General features: G+C 69.8%; 13 protein-coding genes. 10 read left to right on the forward strand and 3 right to left on the reverse strand.

All coding sequences use genetic code 11. The features are described from left to right. Positions 1 to 59 precede the first annotated feature (59 nt). Positions 60 to 2,366: a Tex family protein gene (locus G5B31_RS13435; RefSeq protein WP_165018482.1), complete on the forward strand. Its 2,307-nt coding sequence runs from the start codon at positions 60 to 62 to the stop codon at positions 2,364 to 2,366. Positions 2,367 to 2,406: 40 nt separating this feature from the next. Here the strand turns inward: G5B31_RS13435 and G5B31_RS13440 are convergent, their stop codons facing one another. From G5B31_RS13440 to G5B31_RS13450, 3 genes are all read right to left on the reverse strand, one after another. Further along, positions 2,407 to 2,808, reverse strand: coding sequence for a hypothetical protein (locus tag G5B31_RS13440; protein WP_165018484.1), 402 nt, complete (start codon positions 2,806 to 2,808; stop codon positions 2,407 to 2,409). Beyond that, positions 2,805 to 4,235 carry a metalloprotease TldD gene (tldD, locus tag G5B31_RS13445; RefSeq protein ID WP_165018486.1) on the reverse strand — a complete coding sequence of 477 codons (1,431 nt, stop codon included), beginning with the start codon at positions 4,233 to 4,235 and terminating at the stop codon, positions 2,805 to 2,807. The genes G5B31_RS13440 and tldD overlap by 4 nt, the downstream gene beginning before the upstream one ends. A 297-nt stretch (positions 4,236 to 4,532) precedes the next feature. Beyond that, positions 4,533 to 5,357, reverse strand: a complete 825-nt coding sequence (locus G5B31_RS13450) for an alpha/beta hydrolase (RefSeq protein ID WP_165018488.1) — start codon at positions 5,355 to 5,357, stop codon at positions 4,533 to 4,535. 261 nt (positions 5,358 to 5,618) lie between these two features. On the opposite strand from G5B31_RS13450, the gene coxB reads away from it, so the two are divergent. The 9 genes from coxB (at position 5,619) to G5B31_RS13495 (ending at position 13,264) form a co-directional block, all read left to right on the forward strand. Further along, positions 5,619 to 6,539, forward strand: a complete 921-nt coding sequence (gene coxB / locus G5B31_RS13455; RefSeq protein WP_165018490.1) for a cytochrome c oxidase subunit II — start codon at positions 5,619 to 5,621, stop codon at positions 6,537 to 6,539. Between the two features lie 76 nt (positions 6,540 to 6,615). Then, positions 6,616 to 7,560, forward strand: coding sequence for a heme o synthase (cyoE, locus tag G5B31_RS13460; protein WP_165018492.1), 945 nt, complete (start codon positions 6,616 to 6,618; stop codon positions 7,558 to 7,560). 1 nt (position 7,561) lies between these two features. Beyond that, a complete protein-coding gene (locus tag G5B31_RS21215; RefSeq protein WP_240904408.1) occupies positions 7,562 to 7,780 on the forward strand; it encodes a hypothetical protein in 219 nt (72 codons plus the stop codon). 23 nt (positions 7,781 to 7,803) lie between these two features. After that, the gene (locus G5B31_RS13470; RefSeq protein ID WP_165018582.1) at positions 7,804 to 8,394 is read left to right on the forward strand and encodes a cytochrome c oxidase assembly protein; all 591 of its coding nucleotides are present in this window, start codon (positions 7,804 to 7,806) and stop codon (positions 8,392 to 8,394) included. 34 nt (positions 8,395 to 8,428) lie between these two features. Next, a complete protein-coding gene (locus tag G5B31_RS13475; protein ID WP_165018494.1) occupies positions 8,429 to 9,253 on the forward strand; it encodes a cytochrome c oxidase subunit 3 in 825 nt (274 codons plus the stop codon). A gap of 69 nt (positions 9,254 to 9,322) precedes the next feature. After that, the gene (locus G5B31_RS13480) at positions 9,323 to 10,000 is read left to right on the forward strand and encodes an SURF1 family protein (protein ID WP_165018496.1); all 678 of its coding nucleotides are present in this window, start codon (positions 9,323 to 9,325) and stop codon (positions 9,998 to 10,000) included. A 17-nt stretch (positions 10,001 to 10,017) separates the two neighbouring features. Continuing rightward, positions 10,018 to 11,418 (forward strand): threonine synthase, encoded by a 1,401-nt coding sequence (gene thrC / locus G5B31_RS13485; RefSeq protein ID WP_165018498.1) that lies wholly within the window; start codon positions 10,018 to 10,020, stop codon positions 11,416 to 11,418. Next, entirely contained in the window at positions 11,415 to 12,674 is a 1,260-nt protein-coding gene (locus G5B31_RS13490; RefSeq protein ID WP_165018500.1) for a pitrilysin family protein, read from the forward strand. Before thrC ends, G5B31_RS13490 begins: the two co-directional genes overlap by 4 nt. Continuing rightward, a complete protein-coding gene (locus G5B31_RS13495; RefSeq protein WP_165018584.1) occupies positions 12,674 to 13,264 on the forward strand; it encodes a GNAT family N-acetyltransferase in 591 nt (196 codons plus the stop codon). The genes G5B31_RS13490 and G5B31_RS13495 overlap by 1 nt, the downstream gene beginning before the upstream one ends. Positions 13,265 to 13,436 lie beyond the last annotated feature (172 nt).

The raw sequence follows: 13,436 nt of genomic DNA on the forward strand, positions 1-13,436 counted from the left end.
GGGTTCAACCGGCCGGCGTGGGCGGCTAAGGTCGCGGCCCCCGGACCCAGAGGATTCGCATGTCGGTTGCCGCAGTTTCGTCCCGCATCTCCCAGATCATCGCCGCCGAGATCGGCGCGGCCCCCGGCCAGGTCAATGCCGCGGTGGAGCTGCTGGACGGCGGCGCCACCGTCCCCTTCGTCGCCCGCTACCGGAAAGAGGCGACCGGGGGCCTGGACGACACCCAGCTGCGCAAGCTGGAGGAGCGGCTGGCCTATCTGCGTGAGATGGAGGCGCGGCGGGCGGCGATCCTCGAGTCGATCACCGGGCAGGGCAAGCTGACCGACGATCTGGCCCGCGCCATCGCCGGGGCCGGGACCAAGGCCGAGCTGGAAGACATCTACCTGCCCTACAAGCCCAAGCGCCGCACCAAGGCGATGATTGCCCGCGAGGCCGGGTTGCAGGGGCTGGTCGATGCCATCCTGGCCGACCGTTCGGCCGATCCCATGGCGCTGGCCGCGGGCTTCGTGACCGAGGGCTTCACTGACCCCAAGGCGGCGCTGGAGGGCGCGCGCGACATCCTGGCCGAGGGGCTGGCCGAGGATGCCGCCCTGCTGGGCCGGCTGCGCGACCACATGCGCAAGGCCGGGCGGCTGGTGGCGAAGGTGGTGGCGGGGAAAGAGGCGGCGGGGGCCAAGTTCTCGGACTATTTCGCCCATTCCGAGCCCTTCGCCGGTGCGCCCTCGCATCGGGTGCTGGCGATGCTGCGGGGGCGGAACGAGGAGGTGCTGTCGGTCGATCTGGAGGTCGACGCCGAGGCCCCGCGCGGCGAAAGCCCGGCGGAGCGGGCCTGCGGGGCGGCGCTTTCGGCGGGCGGGCAGGGGGCCGGCGACCGCTGGCTGCGCGAGGCGGCGGCTTGGGCCTGGCGGGTCAAGCTGAAGACCTCGCTGACACTGGACCTGATGGCGGAGCTGCGCGAGGCGGCCGAGGCCGAGGCGATCCGGGTCTTCGCCCGCAACCTGAAGGACCTGCTGCTGGCGGCGCCGGCGGGCGGCAAGGCGACGATGGGGCTGGACCCGGGGATCAGGACCGGGGTCAAGGTCGCGGTGGTGGACGGCACCGGCAAGCTGGTCGCTACCGATACCGTCTATCCGTTCCAGCCGAAGAACGACCTGCGCAGGGCGCAGGGGACGATTGCGAAGCTGATCGGCAGCCATGGCGTCAAGCTGATCGCCATCGGCAACGGCACCGCCAGCCGCGAGACCGAGAAGATGGTGGCCGACCTCTTGGCGCTGTTGCCGGCGGGGGTGGAGAAGCCGGTGAAGGTGGTGGTCAGCGAGGCCGGGGCCTCGGTCTATTCCGCCAGCGAACTGGCGGCGCGGGAGTTTCCCGGACTTGACGTTTCGCTACGCGGCGCGGTCTCGATTGCGCGCAGATTGCAGGATCCGCTGGCAGAACTTGTCAAAATCGAACCGAAGAGCATCGGCGTCGGCCAGTATCAGCACGACGTGGACCAGCACCGGCTGGCCCGCAGTCTGGACGCCGTGGTCGAGGATGCGGTGAACGCGGTCGGGGTGGACCTGAACACCGCCTCGGCGCCCTTGCTGGCCCGGGTTTCCGGCGTCGGGCCGGGGCTGGCGGAAAGCATCGTCGCGCATCGCGACCAGAACGGGCCGTTCCAGAGCCGGCGTGACCTTTTGAAGGTGGCGCGGCTCGGCCCCAAGGCTTTCGAGCAGGCGGCGGGCTTCCTGCGCATCCCGGAGGGGAAGGAGCCGCTGGACGCCTCCTCCGTCCACCCCGAGGCCTATGACGTGGCGCGGCGGATCGTGGCCGCCTGCGGGCGTGACATCCGCAGCCTGATGGGCGACGGCGCGGCGCTGAAGAAGCTGGACCCGGCGCGCTTCGTGGACGACCGTTTCGGCCTGCCGACGGTGAGGGACATCCTGTCCGAGCTGGAAAAGCCCGGGCGCGATCCGCGGCCCAGCTTCAGGACCGCGACCTTCACCGAAGGGGTGAACGAGATCGGCGACTTGCGGCCGGGGATGCTGCTGGAGGGCACGGTGACCAATGTCGCGGCCTTCGGGGCCTTCGTCGACATCGGCGTGCATCAGGACGGGCTGGTGCATGTCAGCCAGCTGGCCGACCGCTTCGTCAAGGACCCGCATGAGGTGGTGAAGGCAGGCGATGTGGTGCAGGTGCGGGTGGTCGAGGTGGATGCGGCCCGAAAGCGCATCGGCCTGACCATGCGCAAGGACGGCGGCGGGCCGGCGCCCTCGCGCGAGGAGCGGGCCAAGGGGCCGGCGCCGAAGGGGCGGATGGAGGCGGCGCCGAAAGGCGGCGGGGGCAATGCCTTTGCCGATGCGCTGAAAGGCAAGTTCGGCCGCTGACGATTTTTCGCCGAAAAATCGGGCTCTTGCGGGCCGGGGTTCAGATCGCCTCGGGCCGTTGCAGCGCCAGCGCCATGCGGTAGAGCAGCGCCGAGAGTGCGCCGACCGGCAGGACGATGCTGCTCAGCCCCGCCCGCATCAGCACGCCGAAGACCAGCCCGCCGAGCAAGGCCGCCGGAAGCCAGCCGAAGCTGCCCCTCCGCAACAGCCAGAACGCCCCCGCGGCGATGGCGCCCCAGACCGGCAGGCCGACCAGGGGCGAGATCAGGGCGAAGGTCGCCAGCCCCTCGGCCTGCAGCGACCCGATGCCGGTCAGCATGATCGCCGCCAGCGCCGCCCCGCCGATCGCCGCCGGCGCAAGGCAGAAGGCCAGCGCCGTCACCACGATCCGCCGCCAGCCGATCTGCTGCAAGCCGTCGGCGGGCGAGGTCAGCAGGCTCATGCGGCGCCCAGCGACCGGCCGCCCACCGTCAACCCGCCGATCAGCAGCGTCGGCTGGCCGACGCCCACCGGCACCCATTGCCCGGCCTTGCCGCAATTGCCGATGCCGGGGTCCATCGCCATGTCGCTGCCGATGGCGCGGATGCCCTTCAGCGCCGTCGCGCCGTCGCCGATCAACGTGGCGCCGGTCAGCGCCTCGCCGACCTGGCCGTTCCGCACCCGGTAGGCCTCGGTGCAGGAGAAGACGAACTTGCCGGAGGTGATGTCGACCTGGCCGCCGCCGAAGCCCACGGCCCAGATGCCGTCCCGCAGATCGGCAAGGATGTCCTTCGGGTCGTCCTTGCCGGCCAGCATGTAGGTGTTGGTCATCCGCGGCATCGGGATATGGGCGAAGCTTTCGCGCCTGCCGTTGCCGGTGGCGGAAACCCCCATCAGCCGGGCGTTCTGGCGGTCCTGCATGTAGCCCGTCAGGATGCCGTCCTCGATCAGCACGTTGCGGCCCGAGGGCGTGCCCTCGTCGTCGAAGGTGATGCTGCCGCGACGGTCGGGAATGGTGCCGTCGTCCAGCACGGTCACGCCGGGGGCGGCGATCCTCTGTCCCATCAGCCCGGCGAAGGCCGAGGTGCCCTTGCGGTTGAAGTCGCCCTCCAGCCCGTGGCCGATGGCCTCGTGCAAGAGGATCCCGGGCCAGCCGGGGCCGAGCACCACGTCCATCACCCCCGCCGGCGCCGGCTGCGCCGTCAGGTTGACGCGGGCGATGCGGATCGCCTCTTCCACCATCGGCTTCCAGCGGGCGGGATCCAGCAGTCCCGCAAGCCCGTGCCGCCCGCCGCTGCCGGCGGTGCCGGTCTCGCGCCGCCCGTCCTGTTCCAGGATCACCGAGACGTTCAGCCGCGCCATCGGCCTTATGTCGGCGAAGCGCAGGCCTTCGGGGCGCAGGATCTCCACCTCCTGCAACGAGGCCGCGAGGCTGGCGGTCACCTGCACCACCCGCGGATCGGCGGCGCGGGCATGGGCGTCGATCTCGCGCAATATGTCGATCTTGGCGGCGAAGGTGGCGTCGGCCAGCGGGTCGGCGTCGGTGTAGAGATGGCGGTTGGTGCGCGGCGGCGCCTCGGCCAGAATGCCGCCGCCGTCGCCCACGGCGAGCCGCGCGGTGTCGGTGGCGCGCTTCAGGGCGTTCTCGCTGATCTCGGTGGAATGGGCATAGCCCGCCACCTCGCCCTTCACCGCGCGCAGGCCGAAGCCTTCCGAGGCGTCGTAGCTGGCGGTGCGGATGCGGCCGTCGTCCAGCACCAGGCTCTCGCCGCGGCGGCGTTCCAGGAACAGCTCGCCATCCTCGGCCCCGGCGGTGGCCTGGCGCAGCAGGCGCAGGGCGGCGGCCTCGTCGAGATGGCTGTCGAAGGGACGGAAGGGGGCGTCGGTCATGGCGGGCCTTTCTGGGCAGGGGCCAGGGTCGGGGCCAAGGTAGGGCGCGGGCGGGCGGGCCGCAAGGCGGGGAGGGGCACCCCGACGTTCCCATTGGCGAAGGCCATCGCCTTCGCCACAGCGCAACGGTTCAAACCTGACCGGCCGGGTCCCAAAGGCCCGGCCAGCGCCCGCCCGGGCGGGCGCTGGCCTCCCGTGGTCTCGCGCTGCCAGCGTCTCCGGTTGGCACGTTGCGCACGGGCGGGGCGAGGCAATGCCTCGCCTGTTCCCGCCCGGCCTTGGCCGTGAAGACGGCGATCAAGGGCTCAGATAGGCCCGCCAGATGAACCCCGCCTCCTGCTGCCAGGTCGCCGGGTCGTAGATCGCCTCGTGGCCGCGGCCGGGGGCGGGGGAGAATTCCTTCGGCGCCGGGGCGGCCTCGAACAGCGCGAGGCCGAGGTCGAAGGGGATGGTGCGGTCGGCCTCGCCGTGGAAGACGAAGAGCGGCGCGTCGATGCGGCCGATCAGGTCGATGGAGCGGTATTGGTCCAGCATCAGCAGCCGCACCGGCAGCCAGGGATAGGCCCGCGCCGCCACATCGGCGGTGGAGGTATAGGGCGCCTCCAGCACCAGCGCCGCGAAGGGGGCGTCCGCGGGCTGCCCGGCCGCCAGCCGCACCGCCACCCCGGTGCCTAGGGATTCACCGACCAGCGCGATGCTGCCCGGCCCCACGCCCTGCGCCGACAGGAAGGCCAGCGCGGCGGCGGCGTCCTGATGCAGCCCGGCCTCGGTCGGCCTGCCCTCGCTGCCGCCGTAGCCGCGCCAGGACAGGAAGGCGGTGCCGAAGCCGGCGTCGCGGTAGAAGGCCCAGCGGTCGCCGCGGTCGGCGACCTCGCCTCCGTTGCCGTGGAAGAAGAGGACCGTCGGCGCCCCTTCCGGCGCCGGCGCATACCACAGCAGGATGCGGGTGCCGTCGGCGGCGGTCAGCACATGCTCCTCGGCACCCTCGAAGCCTGCATCGGCGGGAGAGGGCGCGCGGTGGGTCGGGAAATATTGCAGCTGCCGCTGGAAGGCGAACATCGCCGCCACGGCGGCGAGGTAGAGGCCGAGAAGAACGGCAAGGGCGACGAGGGCAATACGCATGGGCGGCTCCGGCAGGACGGGACAGGCATATTGCGGCAGGGCGGCGCGGTTGCAACCGCCGGGGCCGGCCGAGGGGGCCTTTTCGCACCCGCAGCATCGTCCTTGATCTGGATCAAGCAGCGCCGATCTGTCGCAACGGTTTCTCTTGTCGTTCCCCGCCCGATATGGTTTGAACGCAGCAGGAAACTACGGGATTCCGGGGGATTCCCCGGATACCAAGGGACAAGCGGCACAAGGTCGCGCCTGCAAACGGGAAGAGATATGCGCCTTTCGACTTACCTCAAGGGATTCGGGGCTGCGGCCCTTGCGGCCTCCACCTCCGCCGGGGCCGCCCTGGCCCAGGGGCTGGAGATCGTCGGCCAGCCGCAGGACAAGGCGGTCGGCTTCCAGCCCGCCTCGACCAGCCTCGCGGTCGAGCAGCAGTGGCTGGACCACATGATCCTTTATATCATCACCGTGATCGTGGTCTTCGTCTGCGCGCTGCTTCTCTACGTCATCGTCCGCTTCAACCGCCGGGCCAACCCGACGCCGCGCACCTTCACCCACAACACCCCGCTGGAGGTGGCCTGGACGCTGATCCCGATCATCGTGCTGGTGTTCATCGGCTTCTTCTCGCTGCCGGCGCTGTTCAACCAGCAGGAGTTCCCCGAGGGCGACGTGGTGATCAAGATCACCGGCAATCAGTGGTATTGGAACTACGAATATCCCGACGAGGGGATCGCCTTCGACAGCTACATGATCGGCGGCATCCCGCTGGACGGCAACAACACCCTGACCCCCGAGGTCGAGACGCAGCTGACCCAAGCCGGCTACAGCCGCGACCAGTGGCTGCTGGCGACCGACACCGCCATGGTGGTGCCGGTGGGCAAGACCGTGCTGCTGCAGATCACCGCCGCCGACGTGATCCACGCCTGGAAGATCCCGGCCTTCGCCGTGATGCAGGACGCCGTGCCCGGCCGCCTGGCGCAGTCCTGGTTCCGCGCCGACCGCGAAGGCATCTACTTCGGCCAGTGCAGCGAGCTTTGCGGCAAGGACCACGCCTTCATGCCGATCACCGTCAAAGTGGTGTCGGAAGAGGCCTATGCGAGATGGCTGGAGCAGGCCAAGGCGGGCAACGTGGTGCTGACCGCCGAGACGATGGAAGCCGGCGCCTCGCCGGTGCAGGTGGCCGCGGCCGACTGAGGCCCGGGCTTCACGATCCAAGGCAGGCGGCGGGCGGGTCCTTCGGGATGCGGCCCGCAGCGAACCGAGGTAGGAAATGAGCGACATCAGCGCATATGACAAGCCCGACAGCCTGCCGCACGAGGCGGGCTTCGGCGACTATGTGCAGCTTCTGAAGCCGCGCGTGATGTCGCTGGTGGTCTTCACCGCCTTCGTCGGGCTGATGGTGGCCCCGGTGCGGCTGCATCCGGTGGAAAGCTTCGCGGCGATCCTGTTCATCGCCCTCGGCGCCGGCGCCTCCGGCGCGCTGAACATGTGGTGGGACGCCGACATCGACGCGGTGATGAAGCGCACCCGCAGCCGCCCGGTGCCCTCGGGCCGCATCCCGGCGGGCGAGGCGATGATGCTGGGCCTGGCGCTGTCGTTCCTGTCGGTGATGATGCTGGCCCTGGCGACCAATATCGCCGCGGGGCTGCTCCTGGCCTTCACCATCTTCTTCTACGCCGTGATCTACACCATGGGGCTGAAGCGCTGGACGCCGCAGAACATCGTGATCGGCGGCGCCGCCGGAGCCTTCCCGCCGATGATCGGCTGGGTCGCCGCCACCGGCCATGTCGGGATCGAGGCGGTGCTGATGTTCGCGCTGATCTTCATGTGGACGCCGCCGCATTTCTGGGCGCTGGCGCTGTTCATGAAGGAGGACTACCATGCCGCCGGGGTGCCGATGCTGACGGTGACCCATGGCCGCAAGGTGACGCGGGCGCATATCCTCGGCTACACGCTGGCGCTGGTCCCGGTGCCGGTCGCCGCCGCGCTGACCTCGATCGGCGGGCCCCTGTCGCTGGCCGTGGCGGGCGCGCTGAACCTGTGGTTCGTGATCGGCGCGGTCCGCATCTGGCGCCGCGACGAAGAGATGGCGCAGGCCGACGGCTACCGGGTGGAGAAGCGCTTCTTCGCCTTCTCGATCCTCTACCTTTTCCTGCAGTTCGGGGCGTTCCTCGCGGATGCGCTGCTGCGGCCCTACGGCTTGGGAGGCTGGTGAGATGGACTTCCGCCCGCCGCACGAGATGCATCAGCGCCGCTTCAGCCGCAACGTCGGCCTCGGCCTGGTGCTGGCCGCCTTCGCGGTGCTGGTCTTCGCGCTGAGCGTGGTCAAGATCACCCGCGGCGACCCGATGAAGGGCTACGACCATGTGCCCTCGGCCGCCCACCTGCCGGCGAAGGGGGGCGAGACGCCCGCCGAAGCGGAGGGCCAGCCATGAGGATGCCCGGCGTCCTGGCCCGGATGCGCCCCGAGAACCGCACCCTGACCCTGCTGGTCGGCGTGGTGGCGGTGATGGTGTCGCTGTCCTTCGCCGCCGTCCCCTTCTATCGCTGGTTCTGCCAGGTCACCGGCTACGCCGGCACCACCTCGGTCTCGGCCGCCGGGTCCGAGGTCGTCCTCGACCGCACCATCAAGATCCGCTTCGACGCCTCGCTGGAGGCCGGGATGCCCTGGGAATTCCGCCCCGTCCAGCGCGAGATGGAGGTGCGGATCGGCGAGACCAACCTCGCCTTCTACGAGGCCTACAATCCCACCGACCGGGTGATCGCCGGCACCGCGGGCTTCAACGTCTCGCCCGATTCCGCCGGGGGCTATTTCACCAAGATCGACTGCTTCTGCTTCACCCAGCAGGTGCTGCAACCCGGCGAGCGGGTGTCGATGCCGGTCAGCTTCTACGTCGACCCCTCCATCGTCGACGACCCGGATGCACGCTTCCTCAAGGCGATCACGCTGAGCTATACCTTCCATGACACCGCGCTGCCGGACCGGCAGGCGGCGCTGGAAACCGACCCGGAAACGGATGAGGGCGCGGCCGCGGCCGCCGCCAACTGAGAACAAGACGGAAAACGAGGGAACCCAAGACGCCATGGCCCACGAAAAGAACCACGACTACCACGTCCTGCCGCCCTCGATCTGGCCCCTGATGGGTTCGCTCGGGGCCTTCATCATGCTGTTCGGCCTGGTGCTCTGGATCTCGCCGCAGATCGACAGCTCCAGCGCGCTGAGCCAGCCCTGGGTGTTCCTGATCGGCCTGGCGCTGGTGCTCTACGTCATGTTCGCCTGGTGGTCCGAGGTGGTGCACGAGGCCAATACCGGCGACCATACCCCGGTCGTCCGCATCGGCCTGCGCTACGGCTTCATCATGTTCATCATGTCCGAGGTCATGTTCTTCCTGGCCTGGTTCTGGACCTTCTTCAAGCACCGCATGTATCCGATGGGGCCGGACTCCCCCTGGACCGACGGTGTCTGGCCGCCCGCCGGGATCGAGACCTTCGACCCCTGGCACCTGCCGCTGATCAACACGCTGATCCTGCTCTTGTCGGGCTGCGCCGTGACCTGGGCCCACCACGCGCTGGTGCACGAGAACAACCGCCGGGACATGATCACCGGCCTGACCATCGGCATCGTCCTCGGCGCGATCTTCACCCTGCTGCAGGCCTATGAATACAGCCACGCCGCCTTCGGCTTCGCCGGCAACATCTACGGCGCGTCCTTCTTCATGGCGACCGGCTTCCACGGCTTCCACGTCATCATCGGCACGATCTTCCTGACCGTCTGCCTGATCCGGGCGATCAAGGGCGACTTCACCCCGAAGCAGCACATCGGCTTCGAGGCCGCCGCCTGGTATTGGCACTTCGTCGACGTGGTCTGGCTGTTCCTGTTCTTCGCCATCTACGTCTGGGGCCGCTAGTCCCGGCGACCTGCCCGCAAGGGCGCTGCGCGGGCCCCCGGGCCCGCGTTTTCGTTGAAGGAGACCGGAATGCTGCGCCGGATGTTCTTTCCGATCCTGATGGGGATCGTGGGCTGCGCCTTCCTGATCGGCCTGGGAGTCTGGCAGGTGCAGCGGATGCACTGGAAAGAGGGCGTGCTGGCGCGGATCGAGGCGAAGATCCACGGCGATCCGGTGGCGCTGCCGGCCAGCGCCGGGCTGACCGAGGCCGAGGACGAATACCGCGCCGTCATCGTCGAGGGCGGCTTCACCGGCGAATTCATCGAACTGCTGGCCGGCCAGAAGGGCACCAGCCCCGGCGTCCGCATCATCGAGGCCTTCGCCGCCGCGGATGGCCGCCGCATCCTGGTGGACCGCGGCTTCCTGGAAGACGCCGCCCGCGCCGCGCCGCGGACCGGGGGGGCGACGCAGGTCACCGGCAACCTGCTCTGGCCCGACGACAGCGACAGCTTCACCCCGCCGCCCGATCCGAAGACCGGGCTCTGGTTTGCCCGCGACCTGCCCGCCATGGCGGAAAAGCTGGGGACAGAGCCGCTGCTGGTTGTCGCCCGTGCCCCCACCGGCGACGGCATCGCGCCGGTGCCGGTGGACACCTCCTCGATCCCCAACGACCATTGGGGCTATGCCATCCAGTGGTTTTCGCTGGCGGTCGTCTGGGGGGTGATGACTCTCTACCTTCTGTGGCGTATCAGGCAGCGGACGGTCTGAGGGGCTGAGGGGAAGACATGAAATACATCTCGACGCGGGGCCAGGCGCCTGCCCTTGGGTTCGGCGAGGCGATGATGACGGGGCTGGCGCGCGACGGCGGGCTCTACGTCCCGGAAACCGTGCCGCAGATGAGTGCCGCCGAGATCTCCGCCCTCGCCGGCCTGCCCTATGAGGAGGCTGCCTTCCGGGTGATGCGCCCCTTCGTCGCCGGCTTCTTCTCCGACGACGAGTTGAAGACCCTGCTGGCCCGCGCTTATGCCGGTTTCGGCCACGCCGCCCGCGCGCCGCTGGTGCAGCTTGGTCCCAACCATTTCCTGCTGGAGCTGTTCCACGGCCCGACGCTGGCCTTCAAGGACTTCGCCATGCAGATCATCGGCCAGATGATGCAGGCGGCGCTGGCCCGGACCGGCGAGCGGATCACCATCGTCGGCGCCACCTCGGGCGACACCGGCAGCGCCGCCATCGAGGCGTTCCGCGGCCTCTCCAACGTCGATGTCTTCATCCTCTTCCCGCATGGCCGCGTGTCCGAGGTGCAGCGCCGCCAGATGACCACGCCGTCGGAGGCCAATGTCCACGCGCTGGCGCTGGATGGCGATTTCGACGATTGCCAGGCCCGGCTGAAGGACATGTTCAACGACTTCGCCTTCCGCGACGGGGTGCGGCTTGCGGGGGTGAACAGCATCAACTGGGCGCGGGTGCTGGCGCAGGTGGTCTATTACTTCACCGCCGCCGTGTCCTTGGGCGCCCCGCACCGCAGGGTCGGCTTCACCGTGCCGACCGGCAATTTCGGCGACATCTTCGCGGGGTATATCGCCAAGCGGATGGGCCTGCCGATCGACCGGCTGGTGATCGCCACCAACCAGAACGACATCCTCGACCGGGCGATGAAGGGCGGCGACTACCGCACCGTCGGGGTGCGCCCCTCGATCAGCCCCTCGATGGACATCCAGGTTTCCTCCAACTTCGAGCGCGCGCTGTTCGACGCCCTCGGCCGCGACGGCGCGGCCGTGCAGGCGCTGATGGACGGGCTGAAGCAATCCGGTGGCTTCACCATCCCGCCGGCGGCGATGGAGAAGCTGCGGACCGAGTTCGACAGCGGCCGCTGCTCCGAGGAGGAGACCCGCGCCACCATCGCCGCGCTGCGACAGACGACCGGCGAGTTGCTCTGCCCGCATTCCGCCGTGGGGGTGAAGGTGGCCGGGGAACACCTCGGCGCCGTGCCGATGATCACCCTCGCCACCGCCCATCCGGCGAAGTTCCCCGATGCGGTGGAGCAGGCCACCGGCCTGCGCCCGGCGCTGCCCGCCCGCATGGCCGATTTGTTCGACCGGCCCGAGCGGGTGACGCGGGTGCCGAACGACCTGGAGGCGCTGAAGACCCTGATCCGCGACCGCATCGCCGGGAGGGTCCCCGCGTGAGCCTGCGCCTGCACAGCCTGTCCAACGGCTTCCGCATCGTCACCGAATCCATGCCCGGCCTGAAATCCGCCTCCTGCGGCCTCTGGGTCGGGGCAGGGGGACGGCACGAGACCGCGGCGCAGAACGGCATCGCGCATTTCCTGGAACACATGGCCTTCAAGGGCACCGCGACCCGCAGCGCCCTGCAGATCGCCGAGGAGATCGAGGATGTCGGCGGCTACATCAACGCCTATACCTCGCGCGAGATGACCGCCTATTACGCCCGCTGCCTGACCCCGGACGTGCCGCGGGCGCTGGACGTCATCTCCGACATCGTGCTGAACCCGGTGTTCCACAAGGCCGACATCGAGACCGAGCGCCATGTGATCCTGCAGGAGATCGGCCAGGCCGCCGACACGCCCGACGACATCATCTTCGACTGGCTGCACGAGGTTTCCTACCCCGGCCAGCCCTTCGGCCGCACCATACTCGGCCCCGAGGAAAAGGTGTCGAAGTTCCGCGAGCAGGACCTGCGCGGCTTCACCGCCGCGCACTACGGGCCGGACCGGATGATCCTCTCGGCCGCCGGCGGAGTGGACCACGACGCCATCGTGGCGCAGGCCGAGGCGATCTTCGGCGGCCTCGCCCCGGTGGGCGAACGCCCGGCCGACGCCGCCCGCTTCGTCGGCGGCGAAAGGCGCGAGGTGAAGGATCTGGAGCAAGTGCACTTCGCGCTGTCCTTCGAGGCCCCGGGCTACCGCGACGATGCGGTCTACACCGCGCAGGTCTGGTCGATGGCGATGGGCGGCGGCATGTCCAGCCGGCTGTTCCAGAAGATCCGCGAGGAGCGGGGGCTCTGCTATACCATCTACGCGCAGTCGGCCGCCTATGACGACACCGGCCAGATCACCATCTACGCCGGCACCTCCGCCGAGGAGATCGCCGAACTGACCCGGCTGACGGTCGAGGAGATGAAGCGCGCCGCCGGGGACATGACCGCGGCCGAGGTCGACCGCGCCAAGGCGCAGCTGAAGGCCGGCCTCTTGATGGGCCTCGAAAGCCCTTCCTCGCGGGCGGAACGCAACGCGCGGCTGCTGTCGATCTGGGGCAGGGTGCCCGACCTCGACGAGGCGGTGGCGAAGATCGACGCGGTGACGGTGCCGGGCCTGCGCGCCTATGGCGGCGGACTGCTGGCGCCGAAGGCTGCGCTGGCGCTTTACGGCCCCGTCGCCGGCGCCCCGGGCGTGGAGGAAATCCTGAAGGGACTTGCGGCGTGATGCTGGGGCTGCGCCGCCGTATCCGCATCGAGACCGAGCGGATGACCCTGCGCCTGCCCGCCCATGCCGACTGGCCCGCCTGGGCCGGCCTGCGCCGCGACAGCATCGCCTTCCTGCAACCCTGGGAGCCGGTCTGGAGCACCGACCACCTGTCCCGCCGCGCCTTCACCTCCCGCGTCTACTGGGCCACCCGGGCCGAGGCGCAGGGCACCGCGCTGCCGCTCCTGCTGTTCCTGCGCGAGACCGGGGCGCTTCTGGGTGCGATCACGCTGGACAACATCCGCCGCGGCCCGGCGCAGGCGGGGACGCTGGGCTACTGGGTCGGCCAGCCCCACGCCCGCCAGGGCTACATGCGCGAGGCGATCCAGGCGGTGGTCCACCACGCCTTCACCGTGCTGGACCTCAGCCGGATCGAGGCCGCCTGCCTGCCGGAGAACGCCGCCTCCCGCGGGGTGCTGGAGAAATGCGGCTTCAAATACGAGGGCGTGGCGCAGAGCTACCTGCAGATCAACGGCCGCTGGCGCAACCACGTCCTCTACGCCAACCTCCGCGGCGACCGGCGGGGAAGGACGGACGTGGGGCAGGCCTGAGGGCGTTCCCGGCCTCCTTGGCGAAGGCAAGTGCCTTCGCCATAGCGCACCGTTTTCAACTGAGACCGGCCGGGCCCCAAAGGCCCGGCCAGCGCCCGCCCCGCCCTCGGCGGGCGCTTCTCGCCCGCCGGGTCGGGCGCTGGCCTCTCGGGGCTGACAGGTCTCCGGGTGA

The sequence above is a fragment of the Rhodobacter sp. SGA-6-6 genome (assembly GCF_011043545.1).
GTDB lineage: Bacteria > Pseudomonadota > Alphaproteobacteria > Rhodobacterales > Rhodobacteraceae > Pseudogemmobacter.